Source organism: Dactylosporangium salmoneum, from assembly GCF_039532525.1.
GTDB lineage: Bacteria > Actinomycetota > Actinomycetes > Mycobacteriales > Micromonosporaceae > Dactylosporangium > Dactylosporangium salmoneum.
The window spans coordinates 84,475-106,187 of the sequence record NZ_BAAARV010000024.1; the positions used below are offsets into that span (position 1 = coordinate 84,475).

Consider the following 21,713-nt stretch of genomic DNA (forward strand, 5'->3'; position numbering starts at 1 on the left):
CGCCTTCGCGGTGGACTGGCTCCCCGATGGAAGGACGGCATGACCACCGCCACCCTGACCCCGGCGACCGGGCGCGCGGCGCCACCCCGGGACCGGCGCCGGATGCGCTTCAATCCGGCGTACCTGTACGTTGCGCCGAGCCTGCTGCTGATCGGCGTCTTCATCGCCGAGCCGATCGTCCGCTCGGGCTGGATGAGCCTGCACGACTGGACCGTCGGTGAGCAGACCCACACCTGGGTCGGCCTGGGCAACTACCGCGAGCTGCTGGGCGATGAGCGGTTCCGCAACAGCCTGATGGTCACCGGCCTCTACACGGTGGTCGTGACGACCGGGCAGGTGCTCGGCGGTCTGGCCCTGGCACTGTGGCTGCGGCGCACCACCTGGCTGACCTCGCTGCTGCGATCGGCGTTCTTCTTCCCGACCATCGCCTCGTTCGCCGTCGTGGGCGTGGTCTGGAAGTTCCTCCTGGACCCGCAGGTGGGTCTCGTCAACGCCTGGCTGGAGGCCGCCGGGCTGACCGGTCCGGGCTGGCTGACCGACACGAAGCTGGCGCTGCCGACCGTGATGGCGGTCGGCATCTGGAAGGGCGCCGGCTTCTCGATGATCGTGCTGCTCGCCGCCCTGCAAGGGGTGCCGCACACACTCGTCGAGGCGGCCACGCTGGACGGTGCGGGACGCTGGCAGCGGCTACGCGCGGTGATCCTGCCCGAGATTCGCCCGGCGCTGCTGTTCACCACGGTGATCTCGACCGTCACCTCGCTACAGCTGTTCGACCTGGTCTACGTGATGACCGGCGGCGGGCCGCTGTTCCACACCGAGTCCATCGTGGCCTACCTCTACCAGCGCGGCTTCGTCGAGTTCCGGTTGGGCTACGCCAGCGCCATCGCCTGGGTGCTGTTCCTGCTGATCCTCGCCGTATCACTGCTACAGCTGCGGATTGCGAGGCACGACGATGACGAGTGAGACGATCGCACCGGTCGCGGCGCCCGCCTGGCTACCGGGTGCGCTGCGCGTCCTGCGGCGCATCATCCGGTACGCCGCCTGGGCGGTACTCGCCGTCGCCGCGGCCGCCACTATCCTGCCGTTCGTGTGGATGGCCGGGGTCTCCCTGCGTACTCCCGCCGACCTCTACGCCGACCCGGCCCGGCTGTGGCCGGGCCACTGGAGCCTGGCCGGGTTCCACGCGGTCCTCTCGCAGCTGCCGTTCGCCCGGCTGGCGTTCAACACCTTCGTCTTCGCCGGCGGAACCACCATCCTGCTCGTCTTCCTGGACTCGCTGGCCGGCTACGCCCTGGCCCGGCTGACATTCCGTGGCCGCCAGGCGATCTTCGTGGTCATCCTGGCCACGCTGATGGTGCCGTTCCAGATCACCATCATCCCGGTCTTCCTCACCCTGTTCGACCTGGGCTGGCTCAACACGTTCCAGGGGCTGATCATCCCGCGGGCCACCAGCGCGCTGGGCATCTTCATGCTGCGCCAGTTCTTCCGTACCCTGCCCCGCGAGCTCGACGACGCCGCCCATATCGATGGCGCCAACAGCTTCCAGATCTACTGGCGGATCGTCCTGCCGCTGGCGCGGCCCGCGCTGGCCTCGCTGTTCGTCATCCAGTTCATGGCCCTGTGGAACGACTTCCTCTGGCCGCTGGTCGTCTCCAGCACCCTCGACATGCGGACACTGCCGTCCGCGCTGACCCTGTTCTCCAGCCAGTCCGGCGTCGACCACGCCGCGCTCATGGCCGGCGCGGCCATCTCGCTGGCCCCGCTGGCCGTGGCGTTCCTGCTCGCCCAGCGCTTCTTCGTCCAGGGCATCGCCACCACCGGCCTCAAGTGACCCCGAACCAGATGGGAAGTACCGTCGTGCTCACCTGCACCGTCACGCTCGACCCCGCCTTCGGCATCGCCGCCGTGGACCCGCGCCTGTTCGGCTCGTTCGTCGAGCACATGGGCCGCTGCGTCTACGGCGGCGTTTTCGAGCCGGGCCACGCCGAGGCCGACACCGACGGGCTGCGTCTCGACGTGCTCGAGCTGGTCCGGGAACTGGGCATCACGGTCGTGCGGTACCCGGGCGGCAACTTCGTCTCCGGATACCGGTGGGAGGACGGCGTCGGCCCGCTCGCCGACCGTCCCCGCCGGCTGGACCTGGCCTGGCGGTCGGTGGAGACCAACGCCTTCGGGGTCAACGAGTTCATGACCTGGGCCCGCCGCGCCGGGGTCGAGCCGATGATGGCGGTCAACCTCGGCACCCGTGGCATCCAGGAAGCCTGCGACCTGCTCGAGTACGTCAACCACCCGGGCGGCACGCACTGGTCCGACCTGCGCCGCGCGCACGGCGTCGCCGACCCGCACGGGATCAAGCTCTGGTGCCTGGGCAACGAGATGGACGGCCCGTGGCAGGTCGGCCACAAGAGCGCCGACGCCTACGGTGCGCTGGCCGCCGAGACGGCCAAGGCGATGCGGCAGGTCGACCCCGGCATCAAGCTGGTCGCCTGCGGCAGCTCCAACGACCGGATGCCCACCTTCGGCTCCTGGGAGGCGACCGTCCTCGACCACACCTTCGAGCACGTCGACTACATCTCGCTGCACGCGTACTTCGAGAAGTACGGCGAGGACCGGGCCGCATTCCTCGCCTCCGGAGCGGCCATGGACCGATTCATCGACGGGGTGGTCGCCACCGCCGACCACGTCGCCGCCAAGAAGCGCTCCCGCAAGCGGCTGAAGCTCTCCTTCGACGAGTGGAACATCTGGTACGAGAGCCGGTTCGCCGGGCACACCAACCTCGAATGGGCGCAGGCGCCGCGACTCATCGAGGACGAGTACACCGCCGAGGACGCGGTCGTGGTCGGCTCGCTGCTGATGAGCCTGCTACGCCACGCCGACCGGGTCGGCGTCGCGTGCCTCGCCCAGCTGGTCAACATCATCGCCCCGATCCGGGCGGAACCCGACCGTCCGGCGTGGCGGCAGACGATCTTCCACCCGTTCGCGCTCACCGCCCGGCACGCCCGGGGCACCGTCCTGCGCGTCGAGCCGATCACCCCGACCTACGACACTGCCGAGCACGGCGACGTGCCGGTCGCCGATGTCGTCGCCACCCACGACCCCGAAACCGGCCACGTGACGCTCCTCGCGGTCAACCGCAGCGAAACCGACGCTGTCACACTCACCGCCTCCCTGCGGGCACTGCCCGGCCTGCGGATCGTCGAGCACCTCGTCCTCGGTGGCGTCCCCGACGAACTGCTGCACACCAACAACGCCGCCGACCCGAACCGCGTCCAGCCACGGACCGGCAACGCCAGCACCCTGACCGACGGTGAGCTCACCGCCGCGCTCCCGCCGGTCTCCTGGACCATGCTCCGCCTCGCACCCGCCGCCTGAAGGAAGCTGCGGCTAGGGGCGGGCCGATCGTGACGAGGCGCGGACCACGAGCCGGGGGGCGAGGAGCCGGCCGTGGACCGCGTGCCGGTCCGGTTTGGCGACGGTGTCCACGAGCAGCTCCATGATGGCGCGCGCAGCCTCGGTGACCGGCTGGCCGATGCTGGTGAGGCCGAACGCGAGCGCGGTCGGGGTGTCGTCGAAGCCGACGATCGCCAGGTCGGCTCCGGGGCGCAGGCCGCGGGTCGTGGCCTCGTGGTGGATGCCGACGGCGATGGTGTCGGTGGCGGCGACGATGGCGGTCGGGGGGTGCGGGTCGTCGAGGAGCCGGCCGGCCGCCTGGCTGCCGGCGGGCATCGTGTCCTCGGCGCGGGCGTCAAGGTCGGTGGGCAGGCCGTGGCGGGTCATGGCGTCGCGCCAGCCGCGGGCGCGGCGCACCCCGACGGAGAAGTCCTCCGGCCATCCGATGTAGCCGATGCGGCGGTGGCCGCGCTCGACCAGGTGGTCGACGGCGTCGGAGATGCCGGTCTCGTCGTCGACGTCGACCCAGGAGTACTCACCGGTGCCGGACACGGTCCGGCCGAAGGACACGAACGGCACCCGGCCGGCGAGCAGGAGGCCGGGCCGCGGGTCCTGGGCGCGGACGTCGTAGAGGACGACACCGTCGGCGGCGCCGGCCCGGATGAGCGTGCGGGCGGTCTCGGCCTCGGCGGCGGCGTCGTCGGCGGTGAAGAGCTGGATGTGGTACCCGCTGGGCCGCCCGGCCTCGGCCAGCGCGTGCAGGAACCGGTCGTGGATCGAGCCGACGACCTCGGTGGAGGTCGGCTCGATCCGCAGCCCGATGACGTGGGAGGCGCTGGCGCGCAGGGCGCGGGCCGCGTAGTTGGGGTGGTAGCCGAGTTGCTCGATCGCGGCCTCTACCTTGCGCCGGGTCTTGGGCAGCACGCGCTCCGGGCGGCGCAGCACGTTGGACACCGTCTGGGCGGAGACCTTCGCCACCGCCGCGACGTCGGCCAGTGTGACTGGCTGATCGTTGACTGGCACTGTCGCGTTTCCTCCGAGACCGGCGTGGTCTCGCCAGTTTAGTGCCACCAGGCGGTGGCGCCGGGCGGCAGGGACACCGCACCGGTGGACCGGGCCGTGTCGAGCGCGGTGCTGGCGAGCAGCAGGGTGCCGGGCGGAACGACGTCGACGCCGTGGTCCGTGACGTTGGTCGTGCACGTGAGCGCCGAGCGGGTGAAGGCCAGCACGCCGTCCGGGGCGTCCTGCCAGTGCAGCGGACCGGTCATGCGGCGGCGGATGTGCAGGGCGCGCCGGTACATGGTGAGCGTCGAGTCGGGCGTCTGCTGCGCCTGGACGCTCAGCTGCCACCAGTCCGGGGGCATCGGCAGCCAGGTCGCGGCCGACGCGCTGAACCCGAACGCCGGCGGCTCGCCGGTCCAGGGCAGCGGCACCCGGCAGCCGTCCCGGCCGGGGTCGCGGCCCTGGGACCGCCGCCAGGTGGGGTCCTGCCGGGTGTCGTCGGGCAGGTCGAGGACCTCGGGCAGGCCGAGCTCCTCGCCCTGGTAGAGGTAGGCGGAGCCGGGCAGCGCGAGCATGAGCAACGTGGCGCCGCGGGCCCGCTCGAGCGAGCCGAGCCGGGTGACGTGGCGTTGCACGTCGTGGTTGGACAGCACCCAGGTGGGTGCGGGGTTGGTGCGCAGGGTCTGGTCGATGACGGCCCGGACCGCGCCGGCCTGCCAGGGGCTGAGCAGGAACGGGAAGTTGAAGGCCTGGTGCAGTTCGTCCGGGCGGGTGTAGTTGGCGAGGCGGTCGGCGGTGGGCGCCCAGGCCTCGGCGATGCCGATGCGGTCGCCGGGGTAGGAGTCGAGGATCTTGCGCCAGTCGCGGTAGACCTCGTGGACGTCGTCCTGGTCGAAGTACGGCAGGATGCCGCCGCGGTGGTCCTGGCCGGCGTGACCGGCGTCGGGCAGGCCGGGAGCCTTGACGAGCCCGTGGGCGACGTCGATGCGGACGCCGTCGACGCCGCGGTCGAGCCAGAACCGCAGGACCGCGGCGTACTCCTGCCGTACGGCCGGGTCGTCCCAGTCGAGGTCGGGCTGGGACGCGTCGAACAGGTGCAGGTACCAGTCGTCGCTGTGCGGGTCCTTGCTCCAGGCGGGGCCGCCGAACACCGACTCCCAGTCGTTGGGCGGCCCGTCGCCGCGGCCGGGCCGGAAGATGTACCGCCGGCGGCGGTGCGGCGACGAGAACCACGGGTGCGTGTCGGAGGTGTGGTTGGGGACCAGGTCGACGATGAGCCGCAGGCCGAGCGCGTGGGCGTCGGCCAGCAGCGCGTCGAAGTCGGCGAGCGTGCCGAACATCGGGTCGACGTCGCGGTGGTCGGTGATGTCGTAGCCGCCGTCGCGCATCGGCGATCGGTAGAACGGGGTGAGCCACACACCGTCGACGCCGAGCTCGCGCAGGTACGGCAGCCGGCTCCGGACGCCGCCGAGGTCGCCCACGCCGTCGCCGTCGGTGTCGGCGAAGCTGCGGACGTAGACCTGGTAGATGACGGCGGACTGCCACCACGGGCTCATTTGACGCCTCCCGCGGTGAGGCCGTCGACGATGCGGCGCTGGCAGATGAGCACGAGCACGACCAGCGGGATCGTGACGACGGTGCCGGCCGCCATCTGGGTGCCGAACGGCTGGTCGAAGCCGTACTGGCCGGTGAACAGCGACAGGATGACGTTCGCGGTCATGGTGTCCTTGCGGTTGACGACGCTGGCGGCCACCATGAACTCGTTCCAGGAGGCGATGAAGGCGAGGATCGCCGTGGTGAACACGCCCGGAGCGGCGAGCGGGAGCATGATGCGGTAGAACGCCTGCAGGGGTCCGCAGCCGTCGACCTGGGCGGCCTGTTCGAGCTCGACCGGCAGCTGCCGGAAGTAGGCGGTCAGTGCCCACACCGCCAGCGGCAAGGCGAAGCTGATCGTGGGCAGGACCATCGCCTGATACGTGTTGATCCAGTCGAGCTTGATGATGACCTCGAGCATCGGGACCAGGATGGTGATGCCGGGGAACATCGCGGTGGCGATGATGAAGCCCAGGATGACGCTTTTGAACGGGAACTCCAGCCGGGCGATGGCGTAGGCCATCAGCGCCGCGACGGCCACCACGACGACGGTGGTGACGCCGGCCACGATGAGGCTGTTGAGCAGGGCCTTGGCGAACCCGTTGGCCGGGTCGAAGGCCGCGCGGTAGTTGTCCAGCGACGGTGGCAGGGGCAGCGGGTCGTTGGAGAACTGGTCGGCCGGGCGGCGCAGGCTGGAGATGACCATCCAGGCGAACGGCAGCAGGCAGTAGGCGACCAGGCCGCCGGTGGCGGCGAACTGCGGTATCCGTTTCACGAGGCACCCCGGTTGGTGACGTCCGCGCCGAAGATCCGGACGAAGACGAACGCGATGGTCATGACGTAGAGGAACAGGACGGTCGCGTAGGCGGCGGCGGGCCCGAATCGCAGGTTGGTCATCTCGTCGTAGGCGAGCATCGACAAGGTCTCCACCGAACCCTTGTGCGGCCCGACCAGTACGTAGGGCAGGTCGAACATGCGCAGCACGTCCAGCAGCCGGAACAGCACCGCGACGACGAGGACCGGGCGGACCAGCGGCAGGGTGATCCGCCAGAAGGTCGTGATCGGGGAGCTGCCGTCGACGCGGGCCGCCTCGTAGACCTGCCGGGGGATGGCCTGCAGACCGGCCAGGGTGAGCAGGCCGATGAACGGCGCGGTCTTCCACGTGTCGGCCACGATGACGGCGGTCCAGGAGGAGATGCCGTCGCCGGTCCACACGACGTCGGCGGACAGGACCGCGTTCGCCACCCCGGACGGCGCGAAGATCCACCGCCACAGCAGGGCGGACACTACGGTCGGGATCGCCCAGGGCACCAGGATCGACGAGCGGATCAGGCCCCGGCCGCGCAGGCCGCGGTGCATGACCAGCGCCATCCCGACGCCGATAGCGACCTCGATGGCGACCGAGACCACGGTGAATGTGGTGGTGTTCCACAGCGCGTTGACGAACCGGCCGTTGGTGATCGCGTAGTTGGCCAGGCCGGTGGTCGTGCCGGTGACCTTGAAGCCGGTCTGCGGGTCGATGTGGTCGCTGGACACCTGGAACGACATGCGCACGGCGGCGAGGATCGGGTAGCCGACGACGAGCGCCAGCACCAGCAGGGCCGGCGAGACGAGCAGCGCGGCGAGGCGCCGGGTCCGCGCCCGGTGCCGCCGGCCGATGGTCGGCGGCACCGGGCGGGACAGTGACAGGGTCGACGTCACTTGGTGGCAACCGCCTTGTCGAGGCCGGCCTGCATGTCGGCCAGGGCGGTGTCGACGGGCTTGGTGCCGGTGATGGCGGCGTAGGCGTTCTCCTGGATCACCGCGGTGACATCGCCGTAGGCGACGACCTTGGGCCGGGGCGCGGCGTTGAGGATCGACTGCCGGAGCGTGTCCAGGTACGGGTACTTCTGCTGCAGCCCGGTGTCCTGGTAGAGGGAGGCGTAGGCGGGCGCGTTCGACGTCGCCTCCAGGTTCTTGCGGGCATTGTCCTCGCCTGCGAAGAAGCTGATGAAGTCCAGCGCGGTCGCCTTGTGCTTGCCGAAGGTGCTGATGGCCAGGTCCAGGCCGCCGAGGCTCGACTTGCCCGGGCCGCTCAGGCCCGGCAGCGGGGCCACGGCGAACTTGCCGGCGACCTTGCTGGAGCCGTCGGTCTTGTTGGCCAGGTCCCACTCGTACGGCCACTGCCGGTGGAAGATCAGCTTGCCGGCCTGGAACTCGCGCCGGCCGTCCTCCTCCTTGAACGAGATCGCCGACTTGGCGATCGTGCCGTCCTTGAACGAGTCGGCGAGGAACCCGAGGCCCTGCTTGGCCTCGCTGGTATTGACCGTCGGCTTGCCGTTGGCGTCGACGATCGCGCCGCCCGCCGAGTCGACCGCCTCGGCGAAGTTGACGGTGAGGCCCTCGTACTTGTCGAACTGCCCCGCGTAGCAGGACAGGTCCTTGCCCTCCGGCAGCGCCTTGACCTTGGCGCAGGCGTCCTTCAGCTGCGCCCACGTCGTCGGCGCCGCAACGCCCGCGGCGTCGAGGAGGTCCTTGCGGTAGAACAGCAGGCCGCCGTTGGTCGTGTAGGGCACGGCGTAGAGCTTGTTGAAGTACTTGGCGGTGTCCACGACCGCGGGAATCATCTTGTCCACGGGCACCTTGCCGGCGGGCAGCTCGTCGATCCACCGGTTGGCGGCGAACTCGGCCACCCACACCACGTCCAGGTTGACCACCGTGTACGCGTCCGACTTGGTCCGGGCGTTCTGGATGAACTGCTGGCGCTGCTGGTCGGCACTTTCCGGCAGCTCGACCAGGGTCACCTTCTCGTTCGGGTGCTCGGCGTTCCACCGGTCCAGCTGCGCCTGCATCGTGCCGGTGGTGTCCTTGCCCGTGGCCAGGGTGATCGGTCCACGGTCGTCCGCCGCCGGCGGGGCTCCACTTCCGCCTTCCGTGCTGCATCCACCGATGCTCAGCACTCCTATGGCGAGGACGGCGGCCGCCCGGGGAGTCGCGTATCGACGCATCCTGGTACTCCTTCAGGGGTGTGGTTTTAACGCTAAAACCGTGAGCGCGGCCCGCCCGCCTGTCAACCCGGCGTTACCAACATGTGATCCGTGCGAAGCTGGCACAACTCCACGGCAGACGAGTGTTGACAGCGCAACACGGCGGCAATCACGATGACGTCCATCAGCAATACGCCCGCTTTAACGCTAAACTGCCAGCCAACCACGGCGGCTCGCCGGAGAGGACGTCAGCATGAGGAAGCATCGATCACGAGGCTGGCTGGCGGTGGTGCTCTCCGCAGCGCTCGCCGCCGCCGGCCTCGGCGTGCAGATCGCGCGCCCGGCTCCGGCCGTGGCCAGCACCACCCAGGTCGACAGCGGAATCATCGGCTGGGACGGCGACCTGGACGCCGCCATCGCGCACCGCGACGGCAGCTTCGACATCCGGGGCGGCAAGAACATCACCGTCGGCTTCGGGATCTACAACAACCCCTCCCGCCTCCAGTGGTTCAACGCCGGTGGCTACTACCCGGCGCTGACCACGCAGTTCGAGCGGGACAACTGCACGGTCACCATCACCAACTTCGCGGATGAGGTGACCATCGGCGGCAACCGCTTCGTCGCCGCCTACTCCCGGGTGACGGTCGCCAACCACGACTCGGTCGCACACACGGAGAACCCGGCCCCGTCCTCGGCGCTGCTGGCCCTGAACGGCCCGTCGACGACCGTCGCGGCCGGGCGGAGCGTCAACTTCGACTACGTGGTCGCGATCGACAAGTTCGGCGGCAGCTACGCCTGGCCCTCAAACGCCGCGCTGACCGGGGCCGGCGGGTACGACACGCACTACGCCCACATGACGTCCTACTGGGACGGCAAACTCGCGCAGATCGCCCAGATATCGGCTCCGGATCCGCAGATCGCCAACGCCTACAAGGCCGGCTACATCTACACCAACATCATCAAGGACGGGAACAACCTCAACGTCGGCGAGAACGGCTACGACCGGCTGTACGACCACGACCTCGTCGGGATCATGACCAACCTGTTCGACGAGGGCGACCTTTCCAACGCCGCGAGCTACCTGCAGACCCTGCTCTACAACGAGTACCCCGACGCGCTGTACAAGTACAGCTGGCCCTGGGCCGTCTACCTGCAGAAGACCGGCAACACGGCCTACGTCCAGCAGAACTTCGCCAAGATCCAGCAGAACGCGCACGCCATCGCGGCCAACGCCACCGGCCCCGGCGGCATCATGAAGCTCTCCAACGCCATCGACTCCGACGGCTACTGGACCCTCGACAACGAATCCGCGCTGATGGGCCTGCTGACCTACAAGTACATCGCCACCAGGCTGGGCAACACCACCGAGGCCAACTGGGCGGCGAGCCAGTACCAGACGCTGCTGGCCGCGGTGAACGCCAAGCTCAACGCCACCATCTCCGCCAACCACCTGTCCTACCTGCCCTGCGCGATGGACGTCCCCAACTCCGCCAACGCCTGCGGCCAGCCGGGCAACGCCAACTGGGCCTCGACGTTCCTGTTCGGTCGCTGGTCCTGGGACGGCCAACTGTGGGGCGGCAGCCCGGGCGGGCCCATGACGAGCATGATCGACGCGACCTACGACTACGGGTTCGCCTACAACTCCGGACTGCCGGCGCACACCTACGGCGGCTACAACGGCTACAGCACCGCCTACAACGCCGGCTACGGTTCGGCCGGACTGAGCTCGACCCGCTACCGGGCCGAGGGGATCTACGACTACCTCTTCATGATCCAAAATGCGCAGAGCGCGCCGTACTCGTGGTGGGAGGGCATCCCGTCGGCCGCCACCACCAACTGGTCGCCCGGAACCCATGCCACATCCGGCACCGGCTCCAGCCCGCACATGTGGGGCCAGGCCAACAACTCCAAGGTGCTCCTGGACTCGCTGATCGCCGAGAAGTCCAACGGATCGGTCATCGTCGGCCGCGGCGTGCCCACCGAGTGGCTGCGAAGCGGCCAGTCGGTGAGCGTCAGCAACTACCCGATCGCCGGCGGCCGCGCCGGCGCGACGATCAGCGCCTCAGGGTCCAGCGTCACCCTGACCATGTCCGGCAACGCCCCCTCCGGCGGCGTCCAGTTCAGCGTGCCGGAGTTCATCGGCAACATCGCCTCCGCCAGTGCCGGCACCGTCGACAACGCCAACGGCGTCGTCGCCCTGCCCGCCGGTACCACGTCCGTCACCGTCACACTGGGCACAGCGCCGGCCTACACCCAGCTCGGCGGAATCGACCTGCAGGGATACTGCCAGTCGATCGGTCACTCGGGATCCAGCCTCGACGGCACGACGAGCAACGACTGGCGCTGCGTCACCTACACCGGTTCGCACGTCTCCATCAACATGGACGACGCGTGCCAGCGGCAGTACCCCCACAACGCGGCCGCCTTCAGCGCGACCTCGGGCTCCGGGCCCTACACCTGGGGCTGCCAGGCCACGTCGCCGAAGGCGCACACCGGCCTGATCACCGGCTACCAGGGCCTGTGCGGAGATGTCCGCAACGGCACCAACGCCGACAGCACCCCGGTGCAGGTCTACACCTGCAACGGCACACTGTCCCAGCAGTGGGCGGTCATCACGGACGGCACCTTGCACGCCATGGGCAAGTGCCTGGATGTCAGCGGGGGCTCCACCGCCAACGGCACCCCGGTGCAGCTGTACACCTGCAACCAGACCGGTGCCCAGCAGTGGCGGGCACAGTCCGACGGTTCGCTGGTCAACCCGCAATCCGGCAGATGCCTGGACGACAACGGGGGCGGCGGTTCCGGCACCCAGCTGCAGATCAGGGACTGCAACAGCGGCGCGACCCAGAAGTGGAACCTGCCCTGACGTCCGGCTGAACCCTTGGTGGTGATGAAGACCTCGGAGCGGTCCAGCCCGCTGTCGCGCAGCCCGGCCAGCCAGCAGGCCGGCCATGGTCGTAACCGCCGGGGTTCTGCCCATGCGGGACCCCGGCGTCCCTACCGTTGCCGGGTGAGTTCGAGCGCCACACGCATTGCTCAACTTCAATGCACATGCCATCGTTGATCGTCGAACTCCAACTCCCTGGAGACCAGATGCGCAGGCTCCTACCCTTGGTCCTGGCCGTCCTCGTCGCCGCTCTGGCCGTCGCCGCTCCTGCGCGGCCCGTCCTCGCCGCGGCCGACGGCACGCTCGCCGCGTCGTCCGTCACCGTCGGGTCCGAGCTCCGGTTCAGCTACTCCACGCCCCGCCCCAGCGCGACGAACTGGGTCGGCCTGTACACCGACCCCGGCAACGGCCCGGCCGGCGAGGCCTACGTCGGACCGTCCACCAAGTGGACGTACGCGGCCTCGGCGAGCGGTTCCGGCTCGCTGCCGACCGCCGGGCTGGCCCCGGGCGCGTACATCCTGTACTACCTCTACAACGACGGGTACACCTGGCTCGCCCAGCCCGTACGGATACAGCTGATCGCCGCGTCGGGAACCCTCACGCTCGCCTCGGCCACGGTCACCGCCGGCACACCGATCCAGGTCACGTACACCACCTCGAAGCCGAGCGGCACGAACTGGATCGGGCTGTACCACAACCCCGGCAACGGGCCCGTCAACCAGGCCTACGTCGGCCAGTCCGAACGCTGGGTCTACACGGCCGGCACCAGCGGCTCCGCCTCGCTGCCCACATCCGGACTCACCGCGGGCGACTACATCGTGTACTACCTGTACAACGACGGGTACACCTGGCTCGCCCAGCCGGTCACCCTCCGCATTACCGGCAGCGGCGCCCCCCACTTTCCCACGCCGGCGTTCACGCTGCGCAACGCCAAGGTCGGCGTCGCCTACTCCGCCACGGTCGGCGGCCTCGTGCAGGGCAACACCGCCGGGCTGAGCTTCGCCAAGACCTCCGGACCCGCCTGGGCCACGGTCTCCAGCACCGGCGCCGTCACCGGCACGCCGACCGCCGCCGGGACCGCCACCATCGGCATCCGCGCCACCACCACCGCCGGGACCACCGACGCCACGGTGACCGTCCGGGTACAGGCCGCAGCGCTCGTACCGCAGCTGCGCGCGCTGAGCTGGAACCTCTGGCACGGCGGCACCGTCGTGTCCAACGGGTTCGAGAAGGAGCTCAAGTTCCTCCTCGAACGAGACGTCGACGTCGTCGGCATCCAGGAGAACCAGGACGGCGCCGCACAGGCGCTCGCCACCGCGCTCGGATGGTCGTACTTCCAGAACGCCGACACCGCCGTGCTGAGCCGCTACCCGATCACCGCCACCACCCCCACCGTCGCCGGCTCGGCGGTCGCGGCCCGCATCGACCTCGGCTCCCGCTCGCTGCGACTCTGGAACGCCCACCTCGGCTACACGCCCTACGGCCCCTACGACGCCTGCTTCGGCCACCTGACGGTGCAGCAACTGCTCGACCGGGAGGCCTCCTCCGGCCGCACCGGCCAGATCAACGACGTCATCGCCGCGATGGCGCCCGACCTCGCCGCGTCCGCGAGCACCCCGGTCCTGCTGACCGGCGACTTCAACGCACCGTCACACCTGGACTGGACGGCCGCGAACGCCCGCTGCGGCTACGGCGCCGTCCCCTGGCCCACCTCCACAGCCCCCGCCAACGCGGGCCTCACCGACTCCTACCGCCAGGCCCACCCCGACCCGGCCACGAGCCCGGGCAACACCTGGTCCCCGGTCGACAAGACCTTCGCCGGCGGGTACGGGTACGACTCCCACAAGGGCGAGCCGGAACCCCAGGACCGCATCGACTTCGTCCACTACCGCGGGCCGCTGACCGTCCTGTCCTCCGACGCGCTCTGGGAAGGCACCCCGTCCCAGTCCGACCCGTCGGGCAACGCCTGGCCCTCCGACCACGCCGCCGTCCTCACCGTCTTCGCCGTCAGCTGACCCTGGAAACCCCTGTGGTTCCCAGCATCCACTCACCCCGAAGGAGACCTCATATGGGACGGTTGAGCCGCAGAAGCTTCGTCGCGCTGTCCGCAAGCGCCGCCGCAGGCGCGGTGGTGGCACCGGGAATCCAAACCGGCCCGCCGGTCAAGGCCGCCGCGGCGACCACGGGCACGATCACCGATGTGCGGCACGTGGTCATCCTGATGCAGGAGAACCGCAGCTTCGACCACTACTTCGGGACCCTGAAGGGAGTACGCGGCTTCGGCGACCGCAGCGCCGTCACGACCAGCACCGGCAGCTCGATCTTCCGCCAGCCCAACGGCACCGGGTGGCAGTACCCGTGGAAGATGAGCAGCACCCTTCCCGCGGGCGGCGCGGACCCCGACGACATGGCGCAGTGCAACGGGCAGCTGGCGCACAGCTGGTCATCGCAGCACGCGGCGTGGAACACCGGCAAGCTCGACAACTGGGTCTCAGGGGTCGGCAACGTCCGCACGATGGGTTACCTCGACCGAAACGACATCCCGTTTCACTACGCGCTCGCCGACAAGTACACCATCTGCGACGCCTACTTCTGTTCGACGCTGAGCGCGACGGGACCCAACCGTACCTTGCTCTGGAGCGGCAAGGTCGACGCGAACAGCAAGGACGGCGGCGATGAGTCGGGGCTGACCTGGCAGACCTACGCCGAGGCGCTGCAGAACGCCGGGGTGACCTGGAAGGTCTACCAGCGCTCCAGCGACAACTTCGGCGACAACGGCTTGGCCTACTTCCAGCAGTTCACGAGCGCCTCGCCGGGCAGTCCCCTCTACGATCGCGGCATGGCCTCGGTGCCTGGCACGAAGCCCACGCACGAGGCGATCGCCGACGCCATCAGGGCCGACGTCGTCAACGGCACGCTCCCACAGGTCTCCTGGGTGGTCGCCAACGAGGCGTTCTCCGAGCACCCGTCCGCCCCGCCCGGCGACGGCGCGCACTTCGTCAACCTCGTGATCCAGGCCCTCAACGCCGACGCAAGCGTCTTCAACTCGACCGTGCTGTTGCTCAACTACGACGAGAACGACGGCTGCTTCGACCACGTGCCGCCTCCGGTTCCCCCGAGTGGCACCACCGACGAGTTCCTGAGCGGCGTACCGATCGGGCTCGGCTTCCGCGTGCCCATGCTGGTGATCTCGCCGTGGACCCGTGGCGGCTGGGTGAGCTCGGAGGTCTTCGACCACACCTCCGTCATCCGGTTCCTGGAGCGGTGGACCGCGGCCCTCGGCAGGCCGGCAACCTGCCCCAACATCAGCGCGTGGCGCCGGAAGGTGGTCGGCGACCTCACCGGCGTCTTCGACTTCGCCTCGCCCGTGTATGGGCTGCCGCAACTGCCCGCCACAAGCGTGATCACCCACGCCTACTGCAAAACGCTGCCCAACCCGACCCCGCGCACCAACGCGCTGCCCGCACAGGAGCCCGGTACCCGGCCGGCCAGAGCCCTGCCCTATCAGCCCAACGGATACCTCGACCGGCTCGAGTTCGGCGCCGGCGGCAAGATCCTGGCCTGGTTCCAGATGGTGAACCAGGGCGCCGAGGCGACGCGCGCGGTCCATTTCTCGATCCACCCCAACGCGTACCGCAACCGCGACCCCTGGCAGTACACGGTCGACGCCGGCGGCACCGCATCCGACTTCTTCAACATCGGGGCGGGCTACGGCTCGGGCCAATATGACCTGGGCATGGTCGGCCCGAACCGCTTCCTTCGCCGGTTCGTCGGCAACGCCACCACCGCCGGCAAGGACGCCCTCGTCAGCAGCTACTACGCGGTGGCAGCCAACACCGGGAAGCAGGCGATCTGGTTCCGGATGAAGAACACGTCAGCGTCGGCGATGACCTTCACCATCACGTCGAACCAGTACCGCACGGACGGGCCCTGGACCTACCGGGTGGGTGCCGGGCAGAGCGTGGACGACTGGTTCAACGCCGTGGCGTACAACAACGGCTGGTACGACTTCACGATCACCGTCGACGTCGACCCGGCCTGGTCGCAGCGCTTCACCGGCCACATCGAGACCGGCATACCCAGCGTATCCGGATGACCACCAATCGGGCTCAGTGGCCAACTCCTCAGCTGCTCTTGAGCGGAACGCTGAACAGGAGTGTTGTGCCGGCGCCGGGCGGGCTGGTGATCTCCATTTTGCCGCGGAGTGCCTCGGTGCGGTCTTGCAGTCCGATCAGTCCTGACCCTTTGCCGGTGCTTGCGCCGCCGACGCCGTTGTCTCGGATGGTGAGCCCTAGGGTTGTGTCATCGGCTTCGGCGTCAACGCACACCAGGGTCGCCCGGGCGTGTTTGGCGGCGTTGGTGAGTGCCTCGGAGACGATGTAGTACGCGGTGACCTCGACTCGCTCGGGTAGTCGCCGGTCGATGTCCACCGTGAGGTTGACGGGAAGCGTGCTGCGGCGGGCAAGTGTCTTGAGCGCCGGGCCCAGCCCGCCCTTGGACAGGATCGCGGGATGGATCCCCCGGGACAGTTCCCGCAGGTCCTCGCAGACGCCGATGAGGCCGCTCACGGCTGATGAGAGTTCCTCCTTGACGGTGTCCTGGCCGGGTGGGATCGACGCTTCCACGGTGCGCAGCTGGAGGGCCAGCGAGAGGAGACGTTGCTGTGTGCCGTCGTGCAGGTCGCGTTCGAGCTGACGGCGGGTGTTGTCCGCGGCGGTGACGATGCGGGCGCGGGAGGCGGTGAGCTGCGTATGGCTGTGGGCGTTGGCGATCGCGGTGGCCAGCAGCTCGGTGAACTCGACCAGGCGCGCCTCGGTGGCGTCCGATATCGGTGTGGTCGACGTGGTCGTGACGACGGCCGCGCCCCAGAGGCGGCCCTCGACGATCACCGGTACGCCGATCCCCGAGCGGATGCCCAGATCGCGCAGCATCTTGGCGGTGGGGCCAACCGCGGGGTCGTATGTCGTGCGAGCCGAGCGGCCCGTGCGTTTGACGATCCCGGACAGGCAGTCTCCTTGAAGCGGGATACACGTCCCGGCCGGCGTCTCGGCAATGCCCGGCTCGTTCCGGCCCGAGACAAGCGTGCCGGTGCCGTCCGGCTCGTAGCAGACGAGGCCGGTGTTCTGGGGTCCGCAGATCCTGCACAGTTCCGCGGTGACGGCGTCGAACACCGCGGTCGGTGCGGCTCCGTGTGCGACCAGGGTCGCCACCCGCCGCAACGCGGCCTGCTCCGACATCAGCCTGCTGGCCTGTTCGCGGCTTGCCTGCAGCGAGTTGGTACGGCCAGCCGTCGCACTCAGCAGCGCCTCCAGCGACGGTACGACCCGTTGCCGCAAGCGTTCAAACGTCCGTGCGGGCAGCTCGGCGGGGACCAGCAGCGTGCCCAGACGGGTCGCACCATCCCACAACGGCACCGCAGCCCGCCGTTCGTCTCCGGCAACTGCCCCGAGCTCGATGGTTGCGAACGGTAGCCCAAACACCTCGGCTATCCGCTGTGCTGCCGGACCAAGGACCGAATGCAGATCGCCGGCGTGCAACATCTGGCGCGCGAGCTCGGCGACGAGGTCGGCCTCCTGACGTCGCTGCGATGCCTCGGCGGCGTGGAATCGGGACAGGTCGGCGAGGAAGCTGGCCAGGAGCCCGGCCGCGATGAATAGCAGGACGATCTGCAGGTCCTGCGGTGCGCTGTGGCTGAACTCCCGGTAGGCAGGAGCGTAGAAGAAGCTGAATGCGGCGGCGCTGGCCACCGAGGTCACCACGGCCAGTTTGGCGCCCCACACGGTTGCCACGACCAGGACGCCGCACAGATAGACGACGCTTCGCACGCCTTCGTGAACGTCCCGGAAGGGCAACATCACGGCGGTCTCCACGCCGATGAGCATCGCGGCGACCAGAAACCCGAGCGCGAGTGGTGGCGGCTTCGGACGAAGCAACAATGTCGTCAGACGCGCCCGCATCAGCGACGTCCTCCACCCTTGCAACACAACACTGCGCATCCAGGCGATGACCGGTTCCCTGTTGGATTGGCCTGGCCATCACGTCGACGATCCAATGGTAGCCCGCAAGCTGCGACGCGGCTGGTGACGAAATCGCAGGCGGTTTGCGATGTACCGTTCCGGCCTTATCGACAGCTTCTTCGCGCACACCGGCCGGATTCGCCGCGGCGCCATGTGCCGGTCGAGATACCAGGCTTGCCGCGATCCATGGAATGTGAAGATGTTTGCGTGACCAGAATGCTCGAACGGCGAACCGCGGCATCGCCCGCACCGGTGCCCGCACGCGCTGAGGGGCGGCTGGACCGCGTCGCGGCCTGGTCCGGGCGGGTCATGACCATCGCCGGTCTGTGGGTCGTGGTCAGCCTGCCGCTGCGGCACTTCGCGTGGGCTTGGTGGATCGACGACGCGTTCGGTCTGCTCAATCTGCCGGTCGCGCCGAACCTGTTCATTGCCGCCTCGCTGCTGTTGCTGGGCAGCGCGCTGCGTCGCCGGCTGCGGACCGCACTGATCCTGCTGCTGGTGTACCAGGTGCTGGTCACGCTGTTCGACGCGGCGGCCACCGTCGTGTTTGCGGTCTTCTGGGACAGTCTGGCGGCCACGGAGCGCCCCCACCCGTGGGAGATGGTGTCCATCGCGGCGTCGGTGCCGATCGGTGTGATCTTGACCGTCCTGCTGTGGCGTGCCCGCGGCCGCTTCCCGGCCCGGCTGGCCCCCGGCAGCCGCCGCGGGGCGCTGCTCGTCCTCGCCGCCGGGCTGGCGCTGTCGTGGCTGCTCGCGCTCGGGCTGACCGAGCTGTTCCCGCACACGCTGCGCGGCCTGGGCGAGTCGCTGGTGTGGGCCAGCCGGTCGGCGTTCGGGCTGACCGCGCCCGAGGACAAGGCCGGCCTGCACGGTCATCGGGGGCACCACTGGATCGCGGTACTGTCCGGCACGGCCTCGGCGGCGGCGCTGTTCGCGGCGGTCGGGGTGTTCCTGCGCTCGGCCCGGGCCAAGCAGTTCCTCGGTGCCGACGACGAGCTGCGGATCCGGCGGCTGCTGCTGGACAGCGGCGAGCGGGACTCGCTCGGATACTTCGGCACCCGGCGTGACAAGTCCGTCGTCTTCTCGCCCGACGGGCGGGCCGCGATCACCTACCGGGTGGTCGCCTCCGTCAGCCTGGCCAGCGCCGACCCGATCGGGCACGCCGCCTCCTGGCCGGCCGCGATCGAGGCGTGGCTGGCCGAGGCGCGCCGGTACGCCTGGTTCCCGGCCGTGCTGTCGGCCAGCGAGGCCGGCGCGAGCGCCTATGTCGCGGCCGGGCTGAAGGCGCTCAGCCTCGGCGACGAGGCGATCCTCAACGTCGCGGACTTCAGCCTGGAGGGCCGGACGATGCGGCCCGTCCGGCAGGCGGTCACCCGGGTCCGCCGCGCCGGCTACGCGGTCGAGGTCCGCCGCCACGGCGACCTCGACCCCGCCACGCTCGCCGACCTCGCGCGCCTGGCCAAGGCCTGGCTCGGCGACGCGTCCGAACGCGGGTTCTCCATGGCCCTCGGCCGGCTCGGCGACCTCTCCGACGAGCGATGCGTCATGGTCGTCGCCCGCGACGCCGAAGGCCGCGTCCGCGGGCTGCTGTCGTTCGTGCCCTGGGGGGCCAACGGTCTGTCCCTCGACCTCATGCGCGCCGACCGCACGGCCGAGAACGGCGTCAACGAGTTCATGATCGCCGGGCTGATCGAGTCCTGCCAGGAGCTGCGCGTGCGGCAGATCTCGCTGAACTTCGCGATGTTCCGGGCGGTGTTCAGCTCGGCCGAGCGTGTCGGCGCCGGCCCGGTGGTCCGCCTCACCGACACGGCCCTGTCGGTGGCGTCACGGTTCTGGCAGCTCGAGTCGCTGTACCGCGCCAACGCCAAGTACCGCCCAGCCTGGCTGCCGCGGTTCCTGTGCTACGACTCGTCGCTGACCCTGACCCGGGCCGCCATCGCCGCCGGCATGGCCGAGGGGTTCCTGCCGGCCTTCAACCCCGCCGAACGCGTGCAGGACCACGAGCAGATCCGGCTGGAGACCGGCGAGACCGTCCCCTTCCCGGTCGCCGTCCACCGGCAGGAGCAGGAGCGGCTCGCCCTCCTGGGGCCCGTGCGCCGCGTCGGCGAGCAGCAACTCACCCGCCTGGCCAAGGCCGAGCGGCTGGCCCGGTCCGGCCGTCAGCCCTATCCGGTGGGCGTGCCCCGGACCACGACCCTGGCCGAGGTCCGGCAGGCCCACCCCGATCTCGCCCCGGATCACCGCACCGGTGTCCAGGTCTCGGTGGCCGGCCGCGTCCGGGCGCTGCGTGACCTCGGCGGCGTCACGTTCGGCGTGCTGCAGGACGGCACCGGGGCGACCCTGCAGGCCATGCTCACCGCCGACGGCTCCCCGGCCGAGGCGAGGGCCTGGTGGAAGAGCACCGTGGACCTCGGCGATCACGTCAGCGTCACCGGTGAGGTGGTCACCTCCCGGCGGGGCGAGCTGTCGGTCCTGGTCTCGGCGTGGACGATGGCCGCGAAATGCCTGCGTCCCCTGCCCGGCCGGCACGCCGGGTTCACCGATCCCGAGGCCCGCGTCAGCCGGCGCCACCTCGACCTGCTCGTCAACGCCGACTCGATGCTGGTCCTGCGCCGGCGCAGCGCCGCGGTCAAGGCCCTGCGCGACGGCTTCGCGGCCCGCGGGTTCACCGAGGTCGAGACCCCCATGCTGCAGCCGGTCCACGGCGGCGCGACCGCCCGGCCGTTCCGCACCCACATCAACGCCTACGACATGGACCTCTATCTGCGCATCGCCCCCGAGCTGCACCTCAAGCGCCTGTGCGTGGCCGGCATGGAGAAGGTGTTCGAGCTCAACCGGAACTTCCGTAACGAGGGCGCCGACGCCACCCACAACCCGGAGTTCACGTCGGTTGAGGCGTACCAGGCCTATGCCGATTACCACACCATGCGCGAGCTCACCCGCGAGCTGATCCTCGAGGTCGCCACCGCGGTGCACGGCACCCCGTCCGTCCTGCGCCCGGGCGACGACGGCGCGCCCCGGCTCGTCGACCTGAGCGCCCCTTGGCCGGTGGTGACCGTCCACGCCGCGGTCGGCCGGGCCTGCGGCACAACCATCACGCCCGACACCCCGGCGGCCGCACTGCGCGCCATCTGCGCCGCCCGCGGCGTCCACGCCCCGACCGGCGCCACCGCCGGCGAGCTCGTCCTGGAGCTCTACGAGGCGCTCGTCGAGAAGCAGACCACCTACCCCACCTTCTACCTCGACTTCCCGACCGAGACCTCGCCGCTGACCCGCGCCCACCGCGACGACCCCCGCCTCGCCGAACGGTGGGACCTCGTCGCCTACGGCATGGAGCTGGCCACCGCCTACTCCGAACTCATCGACCCCGTCGAGCAACGCGCCCGCCTCACCGCCCAGTCGCTCAGGGCCGCCGCCGGTGACCCCGAGGCCATGCAGCTGGACGAGGCGTTCCTTGGCGCGCTCGAGTACGCCATGCCACCCACCGGTGGCCTGGGGCTGGGCGTCGACCGGCTCGTCATGCTGCTGACCGGCACCACCATCCGCGCCACGCTCGCCTTCCCCTTCCACCGCCCGGCGCCGACACCGTCCGAGGCCATGCCGCCTCGCCGTGGCGACATGAGCTGAAGCTCCGGCGGCCGGTCATGCGCTCCGTCGCATCCCGGACCACCGGACCGCCGATCAGCACGACATGGAGCACTGGAACCTTGCCCAGCGTGACGTGTTCGCCGCGATGGACCGCGCCCTGCGGGCCGGGGGCCACGGCTTCGGCCAGCCGCTGCACTTCTGCTGGAGCGACGATGCCTGTTGGGAGGCAGCAGTACCGGGCTGGTCACGGCCATCCGGCGGGTGACCGCG

14 protein-coding genes are annotated in these 21,713 nt (G+C 70.0%); 8 read left to right on the forward strand and 6 right to left on the reverse strand.

Translation table 11 applies throughout. The features are described from left to right. The first annotated feature begins 39 nt into the window (after positions 1 to 39). The 3 genes from ABD352_RS15190 to arfA are packed head-to-tail and all read left to right on the forward strand — an operon-like array spanning position 40 to position 3,372. Complete coding sequence (locus ABD352_RS15190) at positions 40 to 963, forward strand: carbohydrate ABC transporter permease (RefSeq protein WP_344612994.1); 924 nt, start codon at positions 40 to 42, stop codon at positions 961 to 963. After that, positions 953 to 1,831 (forward strand): carbohydrate ABC transporter permease, encoded by an 879-nt coding sequence (locus tag ABD352_RS15195; protein ID WP_344612995.1) that lies wholly within the window; start codon positions 953 to 955, stop codon positions 1,829 to 1,831. The genes ABD352_RS15190 and ABD352_RS15195 overlap by 11 nt, the downstream gene beginning before the upstream one ends. An 11-nt stretch (positions 1,832 to 1,842) precedes the next feature. Then, positions 1,843 to 3,372 carry an arabinosylfuranosidase ArfA gene (gene arfA, locus ABD352_RS15200; protein ID WP_344612996.1) on the forward strand — a complete coding sequence of 510 codons (1,530 nt, stop codon included), beginning with the start codon at positions 1,843 to 1,845 and terminating at the stop codon, positions 3,370 to 3,372. Positions 3,373 to 3,384: 12 nt separating this feature from the next. Here the strand turns inward: arfA and ABD352_RS15205 are convergent, their stop codons facing one another. The 5 genes from ABD352_RS15205 to ABD352_RS15225 are packed head-to-tail and all read right to left on the reverse strand — an operon-like array spanning position 3,385 to position 8,972. After that, positions 3,385 to 4,413 carry a LacI family DNA-binding transcriptional regulator gene (locus tag ABD352_RS15205; protein WP_344612997.1) on the reverse strand — a complete coding sequence of 343 codons (1,029 nt, stop codon included), beginning with the start codon at positions 4,411 to 4,413 and terminating at the stop codon, positions 3,385 to 3,387. A 38-nt stretch (positions 4,414 to 4,451) separates the two neighbouring features. Beyond that, complete coding sequence (locus ABD352_RS15210) at positions 4,452 to 5,948, reverse strand: glycoside hydrolase family 13 protein (protein WP_344612998.1); 1,497 nt, start codon at positions 5,946 to 5,948, stop codon at positions 4,452 to 4,454. Next, complete coding sequence (locus tag ABD352_RS15215; RefSeq protein WP_344612999.1) at positions 5,945 to 6,760, reverse strand: carbohydrate ABC transporter permease; 816 nt, start codon at positions 6,758 to 6,760, stop codon at positions 5,945 to 5,947. Before ABD352_RS15215 ends, ABD352_RS15210 begins: the two co-directional genes overlap by 4 nt. Then, on the reverse strand, positions 6,757 to 7,686 hold the full coding sequence (locus ABD352_RS15220) for a carbohydrate ABC transporter permease (RefSeq protein ID WP_344613000.1): 930 nt from the start codon (positions 7,684 to 7,686) through the stop codon (positions 6,757 to 6,759). The genes ABD352_RS15215 and ABD352_RS15220 overlap by 4 nt, the downstream gene beginning before the upstream one ends. Then, positions 7,683 to 8,972, reverse strand: coding sequence for an ABC transporter substrate-binding protein (locus ABD352_RS15225; protein WP_344613001.1), 1,290 nt, complete (start codon positions 8,970 to 8,972; stop codon positions 7,683 to 7,685). The genes ABD352_RS15220 and ABD352_RS15225 overlap by 4 nt, the downstream gene beginning before the upstream one ends. Positions 8,973 to 9,204: 232 nt before the next feature. Between ABD352_RS15225 and ABD352_RS15230 the strand changes: the two genes are divergently transcribed. The 3 genes from ABD352_RS15230 to ABD352_RS15240 all read left to right on the forward strand — a co-directional run bounded on the left by ABD352_RS15230 (position 9,205) and on the right by ABD352_RS15240 (position 15,934). Then, positions 9,205 to 11,817 (forward strand): ricin-type beta-trefoil lectin domain protein, encoded by a 2,613-nt coding sequence (locus ABD352_RS15230; protein ID WP_344613002.1) that lies wholly within the window; start codon positions 9,205 to 9,207, stop codon positions 11,815 to 11,817. 227 nt (positions 11,818 to 12,044) lie between these two features. Then, the gene (locus ABD352_RS15235) at positions 12,045 to 13,853 is read left to right on the forward strand and encodes an endonuclease/exonuclease/phosphatase family protein (RefSeq protein ID WP_344613003.1); all 1,809 of its coding nucleotides are present in this window, start codon (positions 12,045 to 12,047) and stop codon (positions 13,851 to 13,853) included. A gap of 53 nt (positions 13,854 to 13,906) precedes the next feature. Next, positions 13,907 to 15,934 carry a phosphocholine-specific phospholipase C gene (locus tag ABD352_RS15240; RefSeq protein ID WP_344613004.1) on the forward strand — a complete coding sequence of 676 codons (2,028 nt, stop codon included), beginning with the start codon at positions 13,907 to 13,909 and terminating at the stop codon, positions 15,932 to 15,934. A gap of 28 nt (positions 15,935 to 15,962) precedes the next feature. On the opposite strand, the gene ABD352_RS15245 is transcribed toward ABD352_RS15240, so the two are convergent. After that, positions 15,963 to 17,795, reverse strand: a complete 1,833-nt coding sequence (locus tag ABD352_RS15245) for a sensor histidine kinase (protein WP_344613005.1) — start codon at positions 17,793 to 17,795, stop codon at positions 15,963 to 15,965. 276 nt (positions 17,796 to 18,071) lie between these two features. On the opposite strand from ABD352_RS15245, the gene lysX reads away from it, so the two are divergent. Both lysX and ABD352_RS15255 read left to right on the forward strand, forming a co-directional pair. Then, positions 18,072 to 21,482, forward strand: a complete 3,411-nt coding sequence (gene lysX, locus ABD352_RS15250) for a bifunctional lysylphosphatidylglycerol synthetase/lysine--tRNA ligase LysX (protein WP_344613106.1) — start codon at positions 18,072 to 18,074, stop codon at positions 21,480 to 21,482. A gap of 64 nt (positions 21,483 to 21,546) precedes the next feature. Then, the gene (locus ABD352_RS15255; RefSeq protein WP_344613006.1) at positions 21,547 to 21,708 is read left to right on the forward strand and encodes a hypothetical protein; all 162 of its coding nucleotides are present in this window, start codon (positions 21,547 to 21,549) and stop codon (positions 21,706 to 21,708) included. Positions 21,709 to 21,713: the final 5 nt, after the last annotated feature.

What these genes read in the sequence shown, in the direction of transcription:
- ABD352_RS15190 (WP_344612994.1), top strand. Translation starts at nt 40, where the DNA reads ATGACCACCGCCACCCTGACCCCGGCGACCGGGCGCGCGGCGCCACCC.
- ABD352_RS15195 (WP_344612995.1), top strand. Translation starts at nt 953, where the DNA reads ATGACGAGTGAGACGATCGCACCGGTCGCGGCGCCCGCCTGGCTACCG.
- arfA (WP_344612996.1), top strand. Translation starts at nt 1,843, where the DNA reads ATGGGAAGTACCGTCGTGCTCACCTGCACCGTCACGCTCGACCCCGCC.
- ABD352_RS15210 (WP_344612998.1), bottom strand. Translation starts at nt 5,948, where the DNA reads ATGAGCCCGTGGTGGCAGTCCGCCGTCATCTACCAGGTCTACGTCCGC.
- ABD352_RS15225 (WP_344613001.1), bottom strand. Translation starts at nt 8,972, where the DNA reads ATGCGTCGATACGCGACTCCCCGGGCGGCCGCCGTCCTCGCCATAGGA.
- ABD352_RS15230 (WP_344613002.1), top strand. Translation starts at nt 9,205, where the DNA reads ATGAGGAAGCATCGATCACGAGGCTGGCTGGCGGTGGTGCTCTCCGCA.
- ABD352_RS15235 (WP_344613003.1), top strand. Translation starts at nt 12,045, where the DNA reads ATGCGCAGGCTCCTACCCTTGGTCCTGGCCGTCCTCGTCGCCGCTCTG.
- ABD352_RS15240 (WP_344613004.1), top strand. Translation starts at nt 13,907, where the DNA reads ATGGGACGGTTGAGCCGCAGAAGCTTCGTCGCGCTGTCCGCAAGCGCC.
- ABD352_RS15245 (WP_344613005.1), bottom strand. Translation starts at nt 17,795, where the DNA reads ATGCGGGCGCGTCTGACGACATTGTTGCTTCGTCCGAAGCCGCCACCA.
- lysX (WP_344613106.1), top strand. Translation starts at nt 18,072, where the DNA reads ATGCTCGAACGGCGAACCGCGGCATCGCCCGCACCGGTGCCCGCACGC.
- ABD352_RS15255 (WP_344613006.1), top strand. Translation starts at nt 21,547, where the DNA reads ATGGAGCACTGGAACCTTGCCCAGCGTGACGTGTTCGCCGCGATGGAC.